Source organism: Microbacterium sp. NPDC089186, from assembly GCF_040685115.1.
In the GTDB taxonomy this organism is placed as follows: domain Bacteria; phylum Actinomycetota; class Actinomycetes; order Actinomycetales; family Microbacteriaceae; genus Microbacterium; species Microbacterium galbum.
Genome location: NZ_JBFBHJ010000002.1, coordinates 732182 through 750880, shown reverse-complemented (window position 1 = coordinate 750880; position 18699 = coordinate 732182). Strand labels below are relative to the sequence as shown.

Below are 18699 nucleotides of genomic sequence, written 5' to 3'. Positions count from 1 at the left end.
GGGCATCTCTGCGTTCAGCGCGGGCACCGCCGTGGTCTGCGGGCGACGGGCGGTGGCATCCGGTCGACGGGGACCCGTGTCCCACTCGTGATGGCGCGTGCCCCGTCTGTGAGGGGTTCGTGGGCGCGAGATCGAGAACGCCCCCGGCTTCCTCATCGGACGATCACTTTCGCCTGCGCGCTCGTCTCGGTGTCGCACGTCGTGACCTGCCACGCGGGAGCACCATCGTCGACGATCCGTTTCATGTCGATGATGAGGGGGCTGGGGTACGTCTCGCCCGATTGCTGCGCTGCGGCCCATGCGGAGGGGGCATCGGCTCTCTGCTCGGCATCGGTGAGGTCGACCTCGTGCGACGCGCGCTTCTCGAGCGTCTGCACGTCGAGCAGGGCCTCCTCGCCGCGGGCCGGGTCGTTCCCGGTCACGCTGCGTACGCGCCAGGCCCACTTCTCATCGAGGTACTCGAGCCGCAGACCCACGACGGTGCCCGTCGACTCCCCCGGAAGGGACTCCAGGAAATCGGTCGGCCACCTGAGCTGATCGGGGAGACACGTGCCCGGGTAGCCGTATCCGAGCGCGCGCTGCGGCGGCGGGGCCGACGCGCACCCGACGAGGATGCCGAGCAGAACCGTCGTGGCGCAGGCGGCCATCGCGCGTCGTCTCATCGCCCCACCGTATCGGCGGGGCGATGAGACGACGCGCGGGGGCGGAATACCGCCGCGTCGCCGGTCGTTGCGGACGGTTCACCCGAACCGATGGAAGGCTCGTCTTGTCTCACACCTCACACGCTCTCGTGGTCGGCGCGACCGGCATCGCCGGCGGCGCCCTGCTCGACCGTCTCTCCGGCGACGGCTGGGAGGTGACGGCGCTCTCGCGGCGGCCCGGCGCGGAGCGGCCCGGGGTCACGTGGCGGTCTGCCGACCTGCGGTCGCCGGGTTCGTTGGCATCCGCCCTCGACGGCGTCCCCCTCACCCACGTGTTCTTCACGGCGTGGTCGCGACAGGACACCGAGGCGGAGAACATCGCCGTCAACGGCGGAATGGTCCGCGACCTGCTCGCCGCTCTCGCCGACGCCCCGGTGCGCCACGTCGCGCTCATGACGGGACTCAAGCACTACCTCGGTCCCTTCGAGGCATACGGCCAGGGCGCCATGCCCGACACCCCCTTCCACGAGGACGAGCCCCGACTCGACGTCGACAACTTCTACTACGCGCAGGAGGACGAGCTGTTCGCCGCGGCGGAGCGGCAGGGCTTCACCTGGTCGGTGCACCGTTCCCACACCGTGCTCGGCCACGCGGTCGGCAACGCGATGAACATGGGCCTCACGATCGCCGTGGCGGCCGCCATCAGCCGGCACCTCGACAGGCCCCTGGTCTTCCCGGGGAGTGAGACGCAGTGGAACGGTCTGACGGACGTGACGGATGCCGACCTGCTCGCCGCCCAGATGGTATGGGCATCGACCCACCCCGAGGGTGCCGACGAGGCGTTCAACACCGCCAATGGCGACGTCTTCCGGTGGCGGTGGATGTGGCCGCGGATCGCGGCCGACCTGGGCGTGGCGGCCGCGGGCTTCGACACCGAGCCGCGACCCTTCGAGCAGCAGATGGCGGAGGCTGCGCCCGTCTGGGCCGAGATCGTCGCGCAGCACGGTCTCGTCGAGCCCGACATCACCCGGGTGGCCTCGTGGTGGCACACCGACGCCGACCTCGGACGCGACATCGAGGTGATGACCGATATGTCGAAGAGCCGCCTCGCCGGCTTCACCGAGCACCACCGCACGCGCGACTCCTTCAGCCGGCTGTTCGAGCGCTACCGCGCGGCACGCCTCATCCCCTGAGCCTCGTCGCGGTCGTCGGCCGGGGCGGCGTCCTCGACACCGTTCCAGCCGACGTCGCGCACACGTCGCCCACCGCGCCTCGATGCCCTCGCACACAGCGAAGCCGGCGATGACGGCGGCGTGACAGGACCCGCCCCCCACCGCGGGGAGGCGCCACGCTCGCCCGCCGCGCTCTGTCGGAGCGTGCGCGCATGATTCGATGGTCCGGGGTCTGTTCACGGCCCGTAACCGCGCCACCCGGCCCGTGCATCGGAGAACAATGTCGCAACCTGAGGATGCCGTGGACCGCTCCTCGGCGGAACCGCTCTTCGTCGTGCAGAGGTATCCGTCGCAGCACCTGGTCGCCCGGTGGATCGGCATCCTGTTCATGGTCGGGGCCGTGGTGCTCGCCGCGTCGGAGATCATCGAGCAGGATCGTCTCGCGTACATCGGCGTCACCGTGTGGCTGACCACACTGGGCGGTCTCGGCGCGATCATCTTCTTCTTCGCCCTGTCGTTGGGCAGAGCGCGCGTCCTCGTGTTCGAGGACCACCTCGTCGTCCGTTCGGGGCGACGCCGCGCACGGGTCGTGCCGGCATCCGACATCGCCGAGCTCGCGGCGCTCATGTCGGGACGGCTGCGGGGGAGGGACGCGCGCGGGCGCACGCTCTTCGAGGTGATGAGCGTGTACCGGGGCTTCTCCGCGTTCACCACCTGGTTGCAGGCGAAGACGCCCCGTCAGTGGGCCGCGATGTCGGAGAGCCCAGGCCGCTGAGCCCTGTCGTCCACGCCAGGCGTCGGACCGCGGAAGATCACCCTCCCCGTCACAGGCGCTGCCCCAGCGCCCACAGCCGGTCGGCGCGCCCCGAGATGGCCTCCGACAGCGCGAAGGCCTGTGCATCGGTGAGGGATGCCACGTAGTCGACGATCCCACGCGATCGGGCGAGGCGCTCGGCATCCGCCGGCCGGTGCTCCGCGGGCAGGGCGGAGTACTGCTCGCGTGCCAGGGCGATGAGCTCGCGCAGGCGCCGCGGCGTGCGTGCGCGGTCGAGGTCGTCGTCGAGCCACTCGCCGAGGGCGCGCACGGAGCGGGCGAGGATGCGACTCATTCCGCGCTGCTGGATCGCCAGATCGGGGCGGCTGAGCACGAAGCGCTTGTGCACGAACTTCAACACCTCGACGTGATGCCAGGCCCACGGCGACAGCACGACGGGTCCCGCGCGGGGCGTGTCGAGGGGGCGCAGGCGCGCCGACTCCTGGAACCGGCGGATCCAGCGGTCGGTGAAGGCGGCGAGCCGCCGCTCCGCCGTCAGGGAGCCGTCGAACGGGCGGGCGAGCAGGTCGGTGACCATCTCGGCATCCACGTCGCTGACGGCGGCGAGGAAGGCCTCGTCGTCGGCGATCCACGGGTCGTCGCGGCGCATCTTGCGACGCAGGCGCTCCAGGCCCGCGCCCGGCGCGAGCTCGGCGCGCACCTCGTCGTCGTCACGGGCGCGCCACTCCAGCACGTCGTCGAGCCAGCCGCGGAACTCCGCCGCGATCGGGGCATGATCCAGGATGCCGGCGCGATAGAAGTCGTCGACGTCGTGCACCGAGTAGGCGATGTCGTCGGCGAGGTCCATCACGGCCCCCTCGATGCTCTGCCGGAGGGGCTCGGCATCCACTCCCTGTCGGGCCTCGTCGAGATCGGCGAGGTCGAGGTCGTACGCGGAGTACTTGTGCACGCGATACGCGCCGTCGGGGGAGCGACGGATACCGCGGGGAGGACCGATGCGCTCGACGTCGTCGGCCGCGACCGACGGTGCCCAGGGGTACTTCGCCGAGGCCGCGCGCACGGCGGCGGTGAGGTTGAGTCCGCGCGGGGCGTTCTCGACCACGTCGAGCGAGACGAGGATGCGATAGGTCTGCGCGTTGCCCTCGAACCCGTCGGGGAGGTCGAGCTCCTCGCGCGCGAGGCGGTTGAGGGTCGACTCCCCGAGGTGGCCGAAGGGCGGGTGACCGAGGTCGTGCGCGTAGGCCGCCGCCTCGACGACGGTGGCGTTGCAGACGTCGCCCTCGCCGGCCCGGCGCGAGATCGTGTTGAGCTGCAGAGCGACGACGCGCGCGATGGCGCTCACCTTGAGGGTGTGGGTGAGGCGGTTGTGCACCGGGGCGCCCGAGATCGACGGCGACACCACCTGGGTCACCGCCGACAGGCGCGAGAAATACGGCGAGAACTGGATGCGCTCGAGGTCGATGGACCAGGGGTCGGCGCGGGCGTCGTCGTGGTCGGCGAACACCCGGGATGCCGCGTTGCCGACGACGGCATCCTGATCGGCGGTCCCGTGCCCCAGGCGCGCGGTGACTGCCGGGGGAGTGATCTGGTCGGGGAGCACGGTGATCCTCTCGGGGCGTCGACGACGTGTGTCCACGCTAACGCGCGGTGTCTGCTCCTTCGTTCCCGTTGACGGCACGAGTTCGGCGCGGGCGCGACGATCGAGGCGATCCGGCCCGACGCGGCACGACCGAGGATGGAGTCACGCAGTCCCGGGTTATACGCCTCCCTGCTGACCGACGCAATCGTCTGGGCCGCCCGCCACGGGGAAGCTGCCCGGGTTAGCGTTGCACGTGTGACGCTGAACCATATCCGACGCGGGACGGGCAGTCCTCTGCTGCTGGTGCACGGCCTGGGCGCGGGCTGGCGATCCTGGGCTCCGATCCTCGACGACCTGGCCCGGCACCGCGAGGTCATCGCCGTCGACCTGCCGGGGTTCGGTGAGACGCCGCCACTGTCCGGTGACGTCTCCATCGCCGCGCTGACCGATTCCGTCGCGGACTTCATCCGCGAGCACGGACTGAACGGAGTCTCCACCGTCGGCCAGTCGATGGGTGGACGAATCGTGCTCGAGCTCGCGCGGAGGGGAGTCGGCGGGGACACCGTGGCTCTGGACCCCGGCGGCTTCTGGAGTCCCCGCGAGCGTGCGGTCTTCGCCGCCACGCTGCGGCCGTCGATCGTGCTGGTCCGCGCATTGCGCGGCGCTCTGCCGGCCTTGCTCGGTACCCCCGTGGGGAGGACTCTGCTGCTGGCGCAGTTGTCGGCGCGACCCTGGGCCCTCTCGCGCGAAACCGTGCTGCCGGACGTGCGCGGACTGGCCGATTCCCCGTCGGTCGGAGCCGCGATGGACGCCCTCACCAAGGGTCCCCTGCAACAGGGCGCCCCGGCGGGGACGGCACCCGGCCGGGTCACGATCGGGTGGGGCCGGCGCGATCTGGTGACGGTGCCGAAACAGGCTGATCGCGCCGCGCGACTGTTCCCGGACGCCTCGCTCCATTGGTTCGAACGGTGCGGCCATTTCCCCCAGTGGGATGCTCCTCGCGAAGCGACACGACTCATCCTCGACCGCACCAGCTGACCCAGCGGATCACGCGACCGTCTCGGGCAGCCGGCTTTCCCTCGCGGCGCGAGACGGGGCCATCCGCCTCGCGCCGCAACCGCGCCTCACCCCCGCCGCACCTCGACCTCGACGAACCGTGCGTCATCGGCGCCCAGCTCGTACGTCGGCCCGGTGATCCGCAGCGCCACGGCCTCATCGACGTCCGCACACGACGACCCCAGCCGCAGCTCGACCTCGCCCGCCTCGACCACCCGCCGCAGCGCACGATCGCTGTAGGCCAGACGCGACGCGGGCACGGTGAAGCGCACCTCGGCGCTCTCGCCCGGTTCGAGCTCGACCCGCGCGTAGGCGACGAGTTGGGCGAGAGGCCGCGTGACGCTCGCCGCCGACCGGTGGGCGTAGACCTGCACCACGTCGGCACCGCGCACCGCCCCGGTGTTCGTCACTCGCGCGGCGACGCAGAAGGTGTCGCCCGCGCGCACCTCGGCGGTCGCGGATGCCCTCGCCCCGTCGACCGCGAGACCCTCGCGGCGGAACGACGTGTACGACAACCCGAACCCGAACGGCCGCACGGGCGTGGGATCCGTGCTGGTCACCCCCGACGGCCCGCCGAGCAGCGGGTGCAGGTAGGAGTACGGCTGCGACCCGGCGGAGCGGGGGAGCGAGACGGGCAGACGGCCCGAGGGGGTGGCATCCCCCGTCAGGAGCGCGGCCAGCGCGGGGGCGCCCTCTTCGCCGGGGAAGAACGCCTGCAGCACCGCCGCCGGAGCCCCGGCCCCATCGAGCGCCCAGTCGAGCGCGTACGGTCGGCCGGTGAGCAGCACGAGCACCACGGGGGTGCCGGTGGCCACGACCGCCTCGACGAGCTGCCGCTGCACGCCGGGCAGCTCGAGGGAGTCGGCGTCGTTGCCCTCGCCGACGGTCCCGCGTCCGAACAGGCCCGCGCGGTCGCCCACGACGATGATCGCGACGTCGGCATCCCGGGCGGCGGCGACGGCCGCGGCGAAGCCGGCGGTGTCGGAGCCCTCGACGGCACAGCCGGGAGCGTACGCGACCTCGCCGAAGCGCTCGGTGAGGGCGTCGCGCACCGTCGGCAGGGAGAATGCGAGCGGCACCCCCGGGTGGTGCGCGAGCACGTGGTTCGCGAAGGAGTAGCAGCCCATCAGCGCGTCGGTGCTGTCGGCGTTCGGACCGATCAGCGCCACCCGACCCGGTGCGCGCAGCGGCAGCACCCCGTCGTTGCGCAGCAGCACGACCGACTCCTCCGCGAGGCGGCGGGCGAGCGCGCGGTGCTCGGCGTCGTCGAGGTCGATGCTCTGCGGGGGCGCGGAGAAGTCGGCATCCAGGAGGCCGAGGTCCTCCTTCTCGGCGAGCACGCGGGCGACGGCGCGATCGACGACCGCCTCGGAAAGGGCTCCGGATGCCACCCGCTCGGCGAGGTGCGGATAGGCGTCGGGCCCCGGCAGCTCCACGTCGATCCCGGCCTCGAGCGCGAGCTGGGCCGCCTCCGCGCGATCGGCGGCGATGCCGTGCATCGAGCGCAGGAACTCCACGGCGAAGTAGTCCGACACGACCGTGCCGTCGAAGCCCCACCGGCGGCGGAGGAGGTCGGTGAGCAGCTCGCGCGACGAGGCCACGGGGACACCGTCGATCTCGGTGTACGAGTTCATGACGCTGCGCACCCCTCCGTCGCGCACGGCCATCTCGAACGGCGGGAGGAACACGTCCTGCAGCTCGCGCTGTCCGACCGAGACGGGGGCGTGGTTGCGCCCGGCGCGCGAGGCGGAGTACCCGACGAAGTGCTTGAGCGTCGCGTGCACGCCGGCGTCCTGGAGCCCGCGGACGAAGGCCGTGCCGATCGTGCCGACCACGTAGGGGTCTTCCGCGATGCACTCGTCGACGCGTCCCCACCGGGCGTCGCGAACGACGTCGAGCACGGGGGCGAGGCCCTGGTGCACGCCGAGCTCGCGCATCGAGCGGCCGATGGCGGATGCCATGAGCTCCACGGCATCCGGATCGAACGAGGCGCCCCAGGCGAGCGGGGTCGGGAAGGTCGCGGCCTTCCACGCCGCGAATCCGGTGAGGCACTCCTCGTGCACGAGGGCGGGGATGCCCAACCGCGTCTCGGTCTGCAGACGCCGCTGCTCGCCCCACAGCCACGCCGCCCGCTCGATCGGGTCGACCGGGCGCGTGCCGTAGACGCGTGTCAGGTGCCCGAGGCCGTGCACGGTGGCATCCGTGTAGGCCGTGGTGGTGACCTTCTCACCGGAGAGGGGGGCGACGACCTCGTCGCCCTGGTCGACCCAGTAGCCGACGAGTTGCGCGAGCTTCTCATCGAGGGTCATCTCGGCGACGAGGTCCCGCACGCGCGCGGACACCCCGGATTCGAGGGCAGCGCCGACGTCGGTCGTGTGGATGGTCATGATCGGGTCAGCCCTTCACGGCGCCGGTGAGGCCGCCGACGATGCGCCGCTCGAACACGCTGAAGAACAGCAGAGCGGGGATCATCGACAGCGAGGTGAACGCGAGCACGCGGGCGGTGTCGACGGAGTACTGCGACGCGAACGCCTGCGTTCCGAGCGGCAGCGTGTACGCGGCTTCGTTGTTGAGGATGAACAGCGGCAGCATGTACGAGTTCCAGCTGTTGACGAAGGCCAGGATGCCGACCGTCACCACCGCGGGGACGGCGAGGGGAAGCACCATGCGCCAGAAGAACCCGAGCCGGCCCAGGCCGTCGATCGAGGCCGCCTCCTGCAGCTCGTGAGGGATGGCGGCGAGGAACGGCGACAGGATGATGATCGTCAGAGGCAGCGCGAAGGCGATCTGCGGCACGATGACGCCCGCGAGGGAGTTCATCAGACCCAGGTTGCGCACGAGGATGTACAGCGGCGTGATCGCGACGGTCATCGGGAACATCAGCCCCGCGGTGAACAGCGCGAACACGATGCCCCGACCGCGGAAGCGATAGCGCGCGAGGGCGTAGGCGGCCATGAGACCCAGGGCGACGACGAAGAGCGTGGTGGCGATCGCGGTGATCGCGGAGTTGCCCACCTGTCCCCAGAAGACGCCGCTGGCGAGCACGTCGAGGTAGTTCTGTCCGTTCCAGGCGGTCGGGAATCCGGCCGGATCGACGGTGATCTCGGCGTTCGAGCGGAAGCCGCCGAGGATGATGTACACGACCGGCGCGAGCATCATGCCGATGAGCAGCAGGGCGACGAAGGCCACGACGATGTTCGTGGAGCGCTTCGAGCCCGCGGCGACCCGACGCGGAGCCTTCGGAGTGACGAGCGTGGCGGTGGCGGTCATTTCGAACCTCCGGTGAGGGCGCCGGCGGTGTCGCGCCGCAGCACGAACCGCTGGTAGACGAGGGCGACGGCCAGCGAGATGAGGAACATCACCACGGCCACGGCGCTGCCGTAGCCGAAGCTGCCGGCATTGCGGCCGTTCGCGACCATGTAGGTGGCCATGGTCGAGGTGCCCGCGGTCGAGGCGACGTACTGGCCCCAGATGATCCAGACGAGGTCGAACAGCTGCAGCGAGCCGATGATCGACAGGAAGGCCCAGATGCGGATGGTCGGGCCCATGAGCGGCAGCACGATGTGCCGCTGGATCTGCCAGTAGGTCGCGCCGTCGATCGCGGCGGCCTCGCTGAGCTCCTCGGGGATGCCCTGGAGGCCGGCGAGGAAGAGGATCACGGCGAAGCCGATGTACTTCCACGTGATGATGATCAGCAGCGTCCAGATCGCCAGCGCCGGGTCGGAGATCCAGTCGGCGCGGAGCGCGCCCAGTCCGACCTTCTCGAGCGCACCGTTCAGGGCGCCGCCCGACTGCAGCATGAGTCCCCAGCCGAGGCCGACGACGACTTCCGAGATGACGTAGGGCACGAAGATCAGCACGCGGATGAGCGACTGCGCGCGCATCTTGCGGTTCAGCAGAAGGGCGAGTCCGAGTGCGAGCGGTCCCTGCAGCACGAGGGAGCCGACCACGATGAGGGCGTTGTGCCCGAGCGCCTCGTGGAAGGCGGGGTCGGTGAGGATCGTGACGTAGTTCCGGATGCCGACGAAGTCGGTGGGAGCGCCGAAGCCCGACCACTTGTAGAAGCCGTAGTAGGCGGCCAGGGCGACGGGGAGGATGACGAACGACACGAACACCACGAGGGCGGGGCCGAGGAGGATCGCGAGTTCGCCGCGGATACGCCAGGCTTCGCGGCGCCGGCGCACGGGCGGCCGCCCGGCCGAGGGGGCGCGTCGGGCGCCCTCCTCGACCGGGCGGCGAGACCCGGTGTCGGCCGCCGAGGCGGCGAGCTGAGTGGCCATGATCGGTGTCCTCAGCGCGAGGCGGCCGCGTTGACGGCGTCGACGATGCCCTGCGGCGAGCCCTTGCCGGCGAACATGTCGACCACGGCGACGTTGAGCGCGTTGCCGACGTTCTGGCCGTACAGCGTGTCGAGCCAGACCGAGACGTAGGGCGCGTCGGTGTACGCCTGCAGCGCGGACTGGAGGGCGGGGGTGGTGACGGCATCCGTCGCCTCGCTCGAGGCGGGGATCGTCTGGAAGGCGTCGGCGTAGCGCTCCTGGTTCTCCTTGTTGACGGCGAAGTTCAGGAAGTCGGTGCACTGCGCGGGGGCGTTGACCCAGCACGCGTACCCGTCGACGCCGCCCATGATGGCGCCTTCCTCCCCGTCACCGCCGGGGACCTCGGGGAAGGGGAACCAGCCCAGGTCGGCGAGCGGCTGCTCGTCGGGCGTGAGCGAGGCGATCACTCCGGGGTTCCAGGCCCCCATGAGCTCCATCGCGGCCTGGTGATTGGCGAGCAGGCCCGCCGACGAACCCGCACCCTGCTGGGCGGCGGTGGTGAGGAAGCCGTCGTTGAAGGGCTGCGTGGCGAGGAACGACTGCAGGTTCTCGCCGGCCTCGATCCAGCACGGGTCGTCGAAGCTGCGGCTCTGCGCAGCGGCGTCGAGCACGTCCTTCGCGCACGCGCGCAGGGCGAAGTTGTAGTACCAGTGGGCGGCCGGCCAGGCGTCCTTGGCCCCGACGGCGATGGGGGCGACGCCGGTGGCGCGGATCTTGGTGTTCGCCGCCTCGAGCTCGTCGATCGTGGCGGGCGCCGCGGTCACGCCGGCGGCGCTGAGCAGATCCTGCGAGGTGAAGATGCCGGAGGGGAGCACGGCCACGGGCATGCCGTAGTTCTTGCCGTCCACCTCGAACGCGCCGAGGGAGGTGCCCAGCGCGGCCTTCGCCTCGGGAGTGATCTTGTCGGTGAGGTCCATCGCCTGCCCGGCGGCGACGATGTCGGCGAGCTTGCCGCCACCGCGGGCCATGAAGATGTCGGGGGCGTCGCCGGCGTTCAGCGCGGTCTGCAGCTTGCCGTCGACCTCTTCGTTCTGCAGGGCCTGGATCTCGATCGTGACGCCCGGGTTGGCGGCTTCGAACGCGGCCGCGGTGTCTTCCCAGTACTTCTTGCCGTCACCGGTGGTGGAGTTGTGCCACATCGTCAGGGTGACGCTGCCGTCGGCGTTCTGTCCGCCGGACCCGCCGGCGGCGCAGCCGCCGAGGGCGAGGGTGCCGGCGACGGCGAGGGCCGCTCCGGCGATGATCTTGCGCGTGTTCATGTGATGTCCCGTTTCTCTTCGTCGAGGTGCGTCCGAAGACGCGTCGGTTCCGGCTGCTGTGCCGTTCGTTCACCACCCCGGGGTCTGCGGCCCGCTGAGGTGTCAGCAGTGTCACCCGTCGCCGGAGGGTCGTCAAACGTTTTCGAAAATGATTTCCACGCTAGGGTCGGATGCCATGAGGCGAGCGACCATCCACGACGTCGCCGCGGCGGCCGGGGTGTCGGTGGCCACGGTGTCGAAGGCCGTGAACGGCCGCTACGGCGTCTCGCCCGAGACCGTCGGGCGCGTGCTCGAGGCCGTGAAAGTCCTCGGGTACGAGTCCAGCCTCGTCGCGAGCAGCATGCGATCGCGCCGGACGGGCGTGATCGGCGTGCTCGTCGCCGACATCGAGCCGTTCTCGGCCGAGATCCTCAAGGGCGTTGGGGGAGCGCTGTCCGACACGGGGTACGACCTGCTCGCGTACACGGGTGCCCGTCGCGACGGCGAGGGGTGGGAGCGCCGTTCGCTCAGCCGGTTGAGCGGCACGCTGATCGACGCCGCGATCATCGTCACCCCGACGGTGGTCAACGTCTCGAGCGAGGTGCCGATCGTCGCGATCGACCCGCACACCGGCCGCGGAGACGTCCCCACCGTGGAATCCGACAGCTACACCGGCGCGCAGCAGGCCGTCCACTACCTCGTGCAACTCGGGCACCGCCGCATCGGTTTCATCGCGGGGCGTCCCGACCTGCGCTCGGCGGTGGCACGCGCGTCGGGCTATCGTGCCGGCCTCGCGGCCGCCGGCATCCCGTTCGACCCCGCGCTGGTGGGGGTCGGTCGTTACGAGCAGGACGTCGCGCGCGAAGCCGCCCACGAGATGCTGGCGCTCGCCGACCCGCCCACGGCGGTGTTCGCCGCGAACGACCTGTCGGCGCTGTCCATCGTCGAGGTCGCGGCCGAGCGCGGCCTGCACGTGCCCGACGACCTGTCGGTGGTCGGTTTCGACGACGTTCCCGAGGCGGCGCGCGCCCAACCTGCTCTCACGACCGTGCGTCAGCCGATGAAGCGGCTCGGCGCCGAGGCCGTGCGCATGGTCCTGGCGCTGCTCGCCGGCGATGACCTGCCCGAGACGCACATCGAGCTGCCCACGCGGCTCGTCGCGCGCGGAACGACCGCGCCCCCGCGCACCCGCTGAGCCGCGCTCCCCGCACCCCTCGTCGAGTGTCCACGACACGCCGCATCCCGCGCGATGGCGCGGCGAGGCCGGGACACTCGACGGGGAGACGCCCGGCGCCACACCGCGCCCCGCGCGCCGCACCACCCCGCGGCTCCGGTACCGTCGAAGAATGCCTACCGCGAGCAGCAAGGACGACGAGGTCGACCTCCTCATCGACGCGTGGTCGCAGTTGCTTCCCGAGGTCGACCTGACGCCCCTCGACGTGATGTCGCGGCTGCGCCGCGCCGCCTTCCACCTGTCGAAGCTGCGCGCGAAGGCGTTCGCGAGCGCCGGGATCGCCGTGTGGGAGTTCGATGTGCTCGCGGTGCTCCGCCGCGCCGGCACCGAACTGAGCGCCACGCGCCTGATCACCGCCACCATGATCGGCAGCGCGGCCATGACCAACCGCCTCGACAAGCTCGCCGACCGCGGTCTCGTGCACCGCCGCCCGAACCCGTCCGACGGGCGGGCGATCCTCGTGGCGATCACCCCCGAGGGGATCGAACGGGTGGATGCCGCGATGACCGAGCTCGTGCGCCTCGAGGCCGAGGCGCTGCGCGACGTCAGTCGCGCCGATCAGGCCCTGCTCGCGAGCGCGCTGCGCGTGCTCGCCGCCGGCGAGACGCACGAGGCGTGATCGACCTCGTCGACACCCTCGCCCGCCGCCCCGTCGTCCTGGACGGGGGTCTCGGCACCCTCCTCGAGGCGCGGGGCAACGACGTGACGTCGGCGCTGTGGTCGGCGCGGGTGCTGCGCGACGATCCCGCCGAGGTGCGCGCGGCGCACGCGGCTTTCATCGACGCGGGCGCCGAGGTCGTCATCACCGCGTCGTACCAGCTCGGTTTCGCCGGCGAGATCCCGGATGACGACGTCGAGGCGCTCCTGCGCCGTTCGGTGTCGCTCGCCAGAGACGCGGGCGAGGCCGTGGTCGCGGCATCCGTCGGGCCGGTGGGCGCGCTCCGCGCCGACGGCAGCGAGTACACCGGCGCCTACGGTCTGACGCTCGCCGAGCTCCGGCACGCGCACCGCCGGCGCCTGCACGTGCTCGCCGACGCCGGCGCCGACGTGCTGGCCGTGGAGACGATCCCGTCTCCCCTCGAGGTGGAGGCCCTGGCCCTCGAACTCGCCGACCTCGACGTCCCCGCGTTCGTCAGTCTCTCGGCCGACAGCACCGGGTTCTCGGCAACCGGGTCGCTCACATCGGCGCTGCGGACCGCGGCATCCGTCCGCTCCGTCGTCGCGGTCGGCGTCAACTGCTGCGCTCCCGACAGCGTGCCCGGCGCGCTCGCCGGGGCGCCCGACATCCCGCTCGTCGTCTACCCCAATACGGGGGAGACCTGGGATGCCGCCACCCGCACGTGGCACGGTGGGACGGCTCCGCTCGCCGATGACGCGCCGTCGTGGGTCGCCGCCGGTGCTCGCCTGGTCGGCGGGTGCTGCCGCTCGACGCCGGCCGACATCGCCGCGATCGCCGCGGCGGTCCGCGGCTGACAGCTCACGATCCGCGGGGTGCGTCGGCGCTCTCCGTCAGCAGCGAGAGCTGCGCGGCGCGCCAGCCGTAACCGTCGCGCAGGCGCGAGCGCACGGCCGGGAGCGCCGACGGGAGCGACACCTCGACGCCCCGGTAGACGTCGACCGCCGAGGGGTCGACCTCGCGCGCGGCCATGCGCAACTCGGTGAGCAGGGCCAGTAGACCGTCGGCGCCGAGCTCCGTGCGGGCGCGAGGCCAGTCGCCGAACGCGACCCGCGTCCACGTCGCGGTGCGGTCCGGTCCGCCGAGGGCGGGAGAGCGGCGCACGAGGACCACCGCGAGGCCGGTCAGCAGCACCGACGCCGTCGCGGCGACCCCCGTGGCCTCGACGGAGAACAGCATGCGGTCCAGAGGAGTGCCCGCGAGAGGGCTGAGCGACACGGCCACCCGCAGCAGCGAGTACGCGGCGAAGCCTCCCGTCGTCGCCGCCAGCACGATCGCCGAGCGCCGGGGGATGGTGCGCGCCCGCGCGCTGAGCACGGCGCACAGCCCGCACGCCGCGGCAACCGCGAGGATGCGCACCGTGAGCGCCGCCGACGCCTCGAGCGCGGTCGTGGTGATCCCCACGGTGAGCGCGAGGACGACCGCGAACGCTACGAGCGCCCGCACGCGCCGCGACCGGGGCGGGCTCACGGCGATGCAGAGCATCGCGGGGGCGAGGACCATCGCGGTGGATGCCATCGTCAGGGCGACGGGGCCGCCGCCCTGGAACGCCAGCACGTACATCGCCGTCGAGCCCACGGCCAGCACGCCCGCCATCGAGGTGACCCGGAGGAAGAAGTGCACGGGCACGCGGCTGCCGAGCTGCGGCAGGATCACGCCGATCATGCTCACGCCGAGCGCGACGCACATCACCGCGAGTCCGATCGACAGCACCATGGAGGCCTCCACGGCCATCATGCTCGCTCCGGTGCCCGCCCCGACGTGCGGTGCCCGGGCTTGACGCGGGAGCCCGCGGCTCAGTCGAAGTCCGCGGCGAGGGCGTTGCGGTGGTACTCGAAGATGATGCTCGTGCGGGTGGATGCCACGCTGTGCCGCGCCGAGAGGTGATCGACGACGAAGCGGCGCACCGCCGAGGAGTCGTCCACGGCGATGTGCACGAGGAAGTCGTCGGCGCCGCCCAGGAAGAACAGCTGGATGACGTCGGGGTGGCGGCGGACCTCGTGCGCGAACGCCCGGATGCTCTCCTGTCGTTGGCCGGGTCGCAGCGTCACCCCGACGATCGCCTGGAGCCCGCGTCCGAGCCTGCTCTGGTCGACGGCCGCGTGGAAGCCGGTGATGAGGCCGCGATCGACCAAGGCGCGCAGTCGCGCGTGGGCGGTGGATGCCGCGACCCCCAGCGTCTCGGCGAGGGCGGCGTTCGTCATCCGGGCGTCGGCGGAGAGCAGCTCGATGATGCGGGCGTCGAGCGGGTGGAGATCGTCGTCGGCCATCGCAGATCCTTCGCGTGAGGACTCCCGGTGAGCCCGTCCGCGTCGATGATACGCGTGTTCAGGCGAACTGCGCCGAATGATCTGCGGGGAAACACCACGGAAATACATCTTTCTGCGATTCTTCCGGCAACGCTCATCCGCTCGAGGAGGAACCCATGCGCGTCGCCGTGCCGACCGAGATCAAGAACAACGAGAACCGCGTCGCGATGACGCCGGCGGGGGTCGACGCCCTCGTGCACCGCGGACACGAGGTGCTCGTGCAGGCCGGAGCGGGGGAGGGCAGCGGGTTCTCCGACGAGCAGTACACCGTAGCCGGGGCGGAGATCGTCGCGACGGCCGACGAGACGTGGGCGCGCGCCGAACTGCTGGTCAAGGTGAAGGAGCCCATCGCTCCCGAGTACGGCTTCCTCCGTCCCGACCTCATCCTCTTCACCTACCTGCACCTCGCGGCCGACCGCCCCCTCACCGACGCCCTGATGGCGGCGGGCACCACGGCCGTGGCCTACGAGACCGTGCAGACCGCCGACCGCGCCCTGCCGCTGCTCGCGCCGATGAGCGAGGTCGCGGGTCGTCTGTCGATCATCGAGGGCGCGCACCACCTCCTTCGCGCCTCGGGCGGGCGGGGGCTCCTTCCCGGCGGCGTCCCGGGCACCCCGCGCGCGAAGGTCGTCGTCATCGGCGGTGGCGTCGCGGGCGAGCACGCCGCCGCCAACGCCCTCGGTCTCGGCGCGCGCGTCACGGTCGTCGACATCTCCCTGCCGAAGCTCCGTCAGCTCGAGGAGCGCTTCGGCGGAGCGATCGAGACCCGCTCATCGACGCGCCTCGAGATCGCGGAGCAGCTCGCCGACGCCGACCTCGTGATCGGCTCGGTGCTCATCCCGGGAGCGGCCGCGCCCAAGCTCGTGACCGACGACATGGTGGCGGCGATGAAGCCCGGTTCGGTGCTGGTCGACATCGCGATCGACCAGGGCGGTTGCTTCGAGGGGTCGCGCCCCACCACCCACGACGAGCCCACGTTTCGCGTGCACGACGCGCTGTACTACTGCGTCGCCAACATGCCCGGCGCCGTCCCGCACACCTCCACGCGCGCGTTGTCCAACGCCACCCTGCCCTATGTCACGCGCATCGCCGACGCCGGCTGGGAGGCCGCGGCATCCGCCGATCCCGCCCTCGCCAAGGGCCTGAACGTGCGCGCGGGCGTCGTGGTGAACGAGGGCGTCCGCGCCGCCTTCGACCTCTGAGCCTCGCGGCGCCTCCGACCCTGATCGAGTGTCCACGACACCCGGACGGATCTCGAAACCGTCCGGGTGTTTCGGACACTCGGCACCCGGCCTTATGCGCGCACGGAGATGGCGGACGCCCGGCAGCTCAGCCGCGCACCCACGCGTACGTGATCTCGGGGCGACCCTGGCCGCCGTAGCGCGGCTCGCGACGGACGCGGCCGACGTCGGCGAGGTGCTCGAGGTAGCGCCGCGCGGTGACCCGCGACATGCCCTCGCTCTCGCCAACCTCGGTCGAGGAGACGGCGCCCGCCGTGGTGCGCACGCGCTCGGCGACGGCCTGCAGCGTGGCGTCGCTGAGGCCCTTCGGCAGGGCGGGGGAGGTGACCGTGCGCAGCGAGCCGAGCAGGGCGTCGACCTCGGACTGCGTGGCGTCGCCCGCCGCACGGTCGAGTCCCTCGACGTAGGCGCGATACCCCTCGAGCCGCTCCCGGAAGGCGCCGAAGGTGAAGGGCTTGATGAGGTACTGCACGACGCCGATCGACACGGCCGCGCGCACGGTCTCCGCATCGCGCACCGCGGTGACGGCGATGATGTCGGCGCGCGAGCCCATCGCGCGTGCCCGCCGCGCGACGTCGAGGCCGGCGCCGTCGGGCATCGTCATGTCCAGCAGCACGAGGTCGATGCGGCGGTCCGGCTCGCTCAGCGCCGTGAGCGCCGCGCGGGCGCCGGCGGCCTGCCCGACCACCTCGAAGCCGGGCACGCGCGCGACGTAGGCGCTGTGCAGCTCGAGCGCGAGGGCGTCGTCGTCCACGACGAGCACGCGGATCACGCGGTCACCGCCTCGGCGACCGCCGGGAGGAAGACGCGGACCGTCGTGGGGTCCGCCCTCACCTGCAGCGTCCCGCCCCGGGCGGCCACGATGTCGCGCACCAGGGCGAGGCCGACGCCCCGACCGCCGGGCGCGTGGGCGGTCTTCGTCGAGGAGCCGAACGCGAACGGATCCTCCAGCGTCGGGTCGAACCCCGCGCCTCCGTCGGACACCTCGATCACGACGTCGTCGCCGTTCTCGCGCAGCGTGGCGCGCACCCAGCGGGGTTCGGCCCCGGCGGCGGCGGCATCGAGGGCGTTGTCGACGAGATTGCCGACGACCGTGACGGCCTCCTCCGGGGCGAGCGGCAGCGAGGGGGTGGGCTCGGCGACGTCGAGGTCGAGCCGCACGCCGCGCTCGGCCGCCTCGTCGAGCTTGCCCAGCAGCAGCGCCACCACGATCGCCCCCTCGTCGTGCGACACGAGACGATCCGCCAGCTCCTGGCGTTCCCCGGTGGATGCCACGATCAGGCGCCGCGCATCATCGACGCGGCCCAGTTCGAGCAGCGCGAGCAGTGCGTGCAGGCGGTTGCCGTGCTCGTGCGTCTGCGACCGCAGGGTGTCGCTGAGGGTGCGCACGCCCTCGAGCTCCCCGAGGAGCGCCTGCAGCTCGGACCGATCGCGCAGCGTCATGACCTGTCCGCGGGCGGGAGCGCGGCGGCCGGTGAGGTCGCGCGCCTCCTCCTGGTTGATCAGCAGCACGCGGTCGCCGTTCACGACGGTCTCCTCGACCATGCGGCGTCCCGTCGCGATGGCCTCGGCCAGAGCGGCATCCATCTCGGCATCCCGCGGGTCGAGAGAGACCTGCCCGGCCGTCGCCGGGGGAAGACCCAGCAGGTCGGCGGCCTCGTCGTTGTAGAGCACGATGCGCCCGGAGCGGTCGGTGACGACGAGGCCCTCGCGCAGCGAGTGCAGCACGGTCTCGTAGCTCTCGACCAGGCGCGACAGTTCCCCCGGCGTGTACGACCCCGTCACGCGGCGCGCGCTGCGGCGCACGTACAGCGCCCCCAGCACGCCGAGTCCGACGATGGCGGCGGATGCCAGCACGATGAGCGGAGCGCGGGCGGCGATGTCCTGCTGAACGGCGCCGAGGGTGACTCCCACCGAGACGAGGGCGACGATCGCGCCCTCCTCGTCGCCGTTGTCGCGGATCGGCGCGATGGTGCGCACCGACGGGCCGAGCGTGCCCTCGTACACCTCCGTGAACGTCCGACCGGCGAGGGCCTCGTCGCGCGAGCCGATGTACGGCAGGCCGATCTCCGCACGGTTGCGGTGCGTGAGGCGGATGCCGTCGGGCGTCATGATCGTGACGAACGACACGTCGGTCTCGGCGAGGATCTGCTCGACCATCGGCTGCAGACGCTCGGAGTCGCCGGCGGCGGCGAGGGATGCCACGTCGGGCTCGTGCGCGATCGTCTCGGCGACCGAGCGCGTGACCTTCTCGGCCTCGCGCTGACCGGAGTCGCTGAGCTGCACCGACAGCAGCGCGGCGAGGACGCCGGCGACGAGGACGACGACGCCGAGCGACACCAGGGCCAGTCGCCCACCCACGCTCAGTCGCATGTCCACCGCCCTTCGTCGCGCCTGCCGTGAACAATACGACCACAAATCGCCGATCGGTTCGCCCTCGTCCACAGTCATGTCATCCA

Annotated in this window: 17 protein-coding genes; 7 read left to right on the top strand and 10 right to left on the bottom strand. The window is 71.9% G+C overall.

Translation table 11 applies throughout. The features are described 5' to 3' along the window. Window positions 1-152: 152 nt before the first annotated feature. A complete protein-coding gene (locus AB0N82_RS09905; protein WP_363391012.1) occupies window positions 153-662 on the bottom strand; it encodes a hypothetical protein in 510 nt (169 codons plus the stop codon). Between the two features lie 104 nt (window positions 663-766). Between AB0N82_RS09905 and AB0N82_RS09900 the strand changes: the two genes are divergently transcribed. Both AB0N82_RS09900 and AB0N82_RS09895 read left to right on the top strand, forming a co-directional pair. Continuing rightward, the gene (locus tag AB0N82_RS09900) at window positions 767-1834 is read left to right on the top strand and encodes an SDR family oxidoreductase (protein ID WP_363391009.1); all 1068 of its coding nucleotides are present in this window, start codon (window positions 767-769) and stop codon (window positions 1832-1834) included. 259 nt (window positions 1835-2093) lie between these two features. Next, window positions 2094-2588, top strand: a complete 495-nt coding sequence (locus AB0N82_RS09895; protein ID WP_363391006.1) for a hypothetical protein — start codon at window positions 2094-2096, stop codon at window positions 2586-2588. A gap of 49 nt (window positions 2589-2637) precedes the next feature. Here AB0N82_RS09895 and dgt read toward each other — a convergent pair whose 3' ends face one another. Then, on the bottom strand, window positions 2638-4188 hold the full coding sequence (gene dgt, locus AB0N82_RS09890) for a dGTP triphosphohydrolase (RefSeq protein WP_315995190.1): 1551 nt from the start codon (window positions 4186-4188) through the stop codon (window positions 2638-2640). A 234-nt stretch (window positions 4189-4422) separates the two neighbouring features. Here dgt and AB0N82_RS09885 point away from each other — a divergent pair, with 234 nt between their 5' ends. Further along, a complete protein-coding gene (locus AB0N82_RS09885; RefSeq protein WP_363391002.1) occupies window positions 4423-5205 on the top strand; it encodes an alpha/beta fold hydrolase in 783 nt (260 codons plus the stop codon). Between the two features lie 86 nt (window positions 5206-5291). Here AB0N82_RS09885 and AB0N82_RS09880 read toward each other — a convergent pair whose 3' ends face one another. Genes AB0N82_RS09880 through AB0N82_RS09865 form a run of 4 tightly spaced genes read right to left on the bottom strand, consistent with a single transcriptional unit; the run spans window position 5292 to window position 10801 of the window. Continuing rightward, on the bottom strand, window positions 5292-7610 hold the full coding sequence (locus AB0N82_RS09880) for a glycoside hydrolase family 3 N-terminal domain-containing protein (RefSeq protein ID WP_363390999.1): 2319 nt from the start codon (window positions 7608-7610) through the stop codon (window positions 5292-5294). Between the two features lie 7 nt (window positions 7611-7617). After that, window positions 7618-8493 (bottom strand): carbohydrate ABC transporter permease, encoded by an 876-nt coding sequence (locus AB0N82_RS09875; protein ID WP_315995187.1) that lies wholly within the window; start codon window positions 8491-8493, stop codon window positions 7618-7620. Next, window positions 8490-9503 carry a sugar ABC transporter permease gene (locus AB0N82_RS09870; protein ID WP_315995186.1) on the bottom strand — a complete coding sequence of 338 codons (1014 nt, stop codon included), beginning with the start codon at window positions 9501-9503 and terminating at the stop codon, window positions 8490-8492. The genes AB0N82_RS09875 and AB0N82_RS09870 overlap by 4 nt, the downstream gene beginning before the upstream one ends. Before the next feature lie 11 nt (window positions 9504-9514). Further along, entirely contained in the window at window positions 9515-10801 is a 1287-nt protein-coding gene (locus tag AB0N82_RS09865; protein WP_363390995.1) for an extracellular solute-binding protein, read from the bottom strand. Window positions 10802-10976: 175 nt separating this feature from the next. Here AB0N82_RS09865 and AB0N82_RS09860 point away from each other — a divergent pair, with 175 nt between their 5' ends. The 3 genes from AB0N82_RS09860 (at window position 10977) to mmuM (ending at window position 13487) form a co-directional block, all read left to right on the top strand. Further along, on the top strand, window positions 10977-11975 hold the full coding sequence (locus AB0N82_RS09860; protein WP_315995184.1) for a LacI family DNA-binding transcriptional regulator: 999 nt from the start codon (window positions 10977-10979) through the stop codon (window positions 11973-11975). Window positions 11976-12126: 151 nt separating this feature from the next. Beyond that, the gene (locus AB0N82_RS09855) at window positions 12127-12633 is read left to right on the top strand and encodes a MarR family transcriptional regulator (protein WP_315995183.1); all 507 of its coding nucleotides are present in this window, start codon (window positions 12127-12129) and stop codon (window positions 12631-12633) included. Continuing rightward, window positions 12630-13487, top strand: coding sequence for a homocysteine S-methyltransferase (gene mmuM / locus AB0N82_RS09850; protein WP_363390990.1), 858 nt, complete (start codon window positions 12630-12632; stop codon window positions 13485-13487). Before AB0N82_RS09855 ends, mmuM begins: the two co-directional genes overlap by 4 nt. A gap of 4 nt (window positions 13488-13491) precedes the next feature. On the opposite strand, the gene AB0N82_RS09845 is transcribed toward mmuM, so the two are convergent. Both AB0N82_RS09845 and AB0N82_RS09840 read right to left on the bottom strand, forming a co-directional pair. Beyond that, the gene (locus tag AB0N82_RS09845) at window positions 13492-14418 is read right to left on the bottom strand and encodes a hypothetical protein (protein ID WP_363390987.1); all 927 of its coding nucleotides are present in this window, start codon (window positions 14416-14418) and stop codon (window positions 13492-13494) included. A 68-nt stretch (window positions 14419-14486) separates the two neighbouring features. Next, on the bottom strand, window positions 14487-14960 hold the full coding sequence (locus tag AB0N82_RS09840; RefSeq protein ID WP_315995180.1) for an Lrp/AsnC family transcriptional regulator: 474 nt from the start codon (window positions 14958-14960) through the stop codon (window positions 14487-14489). A 155-nt stretch (window positions 14961-15115) separates the two neighbouring features. On the opposite strand from AB0N82_RS09840, the gene ald reads away from it, so the two are divergent. Beyond that, window positions 15116-16201, top strand: a complete 1086-nt coding sequence (gene ald / locus AB0N82_RS09835; protein WP_363390983.1) for an alanine dehydrogenase — start codon at window positions 15116-15118, stop codon at window positions 16199-16201. 127 nt (window positions 16202-16328) lie between these two features. Here the strand turns inward: ald and AB0N82_RS09830 are convergent, their stop codons facing one another. Then, entirely contained in the window at window positions 16329-17012 is a 684-nt protein-coding gene (locus AB0N82_RS09830; RefSeq protein ID WP_315995178.1) for a response regulator, read from the bottom strand. Further along, on the bottom strand, window positions 17009-18613 hold the full coding sequence (locus AB0N82_RS09825) for an ATP-binding protein (RefSeq protein WP_363391220.1): 1605 nt from the start codon (window positions 18611-18613) through the stop codon (window positions 17009-17011). The genes AB0N82_RS09830 and AB0N82_RS09825 overlap by 4 nt, the downstream gene beginning before the upstream one ends. Between the last annotated feature and the right edge of the window lie 86 nt (window positions 18614-18699).

Coding starts and splice junctions, on each gene's coding strand:
- AB0N82_RS09840 (WP_315995180.1), bottom strand. CDS start 14,960: ATGGCCGACGACGATCTCCACCCGCTCGACGCCCGCATCATCGAGCTG.
- AB0N82_RS09825 (WP_363391220.1), bottom strand. CDS start 18,613: ATGCGACTGAGCGTGGGTGGGCGACTGGCCCTGGTGTCGCTCGGCGTC.
- AB0N82_RS09905 (WP_363391012.1), bottom strand. CDS start 662: ATGAGACGACGCGCGATGGCCGCCTGCGCCACGACGGTTCTGCTCGGC.
- AB0N82_RS09855 (WP_315995183.1), top strand. CDS start 12,127: ATGCCTACCGCGAGCAGCAAGGACGACGAGGTCGACCTCCTCATCGAC.
- AB0N82_RS09860 (WP_315995184.1), top strand. CDS start 10,977: ATGAGGCGAGCGACCATCCACGACGTCGCCGCGGCGGCCGGGGTGTCG.
- AB0N82_RS09895 (WP_363391006.1), top strand. CDS start 2,094: ATGTCGCAACCTGAGGATGCCGTGGACCGCTCCTCGGCGGAACCGCTC.
- ald (WP_363390983.1), top strand. CDS start 15,116: ATGCGCGTCGCCGTGCCGACCGAGATCAAGAACAACGAGAACCGCGTC.
- AB0N82_RS09880 (WP_363390999.1), bottom strand. CDS start 7,610: ATGACCATCCACACGACCGACGTCGGCGCTGCCCTCGAATCCGGGGTG.
- AB0N82_RS09865 (WP_363390995.1), bottom strand. CDS start 10,801: ATGAACACGCGCAAGATCATCGCCGGAGCGGCCCTCGCCGTCGCCGGC.
- AB0N82_RS09875 (WP_315995187.1), bottom strand. CDS start 8,493: ATGACCGCCACCGCCACGCTCGTCACTCCGAAGGCTCCGCGTCGGGTC.
- AB0N82_RS09870 (WP_315995186.1), bottom strand. CDS start 9,503: ATGGCCACTCAGCTCGCCGCCTCGGCGGCCGACACCGGGTCTCGCCGC.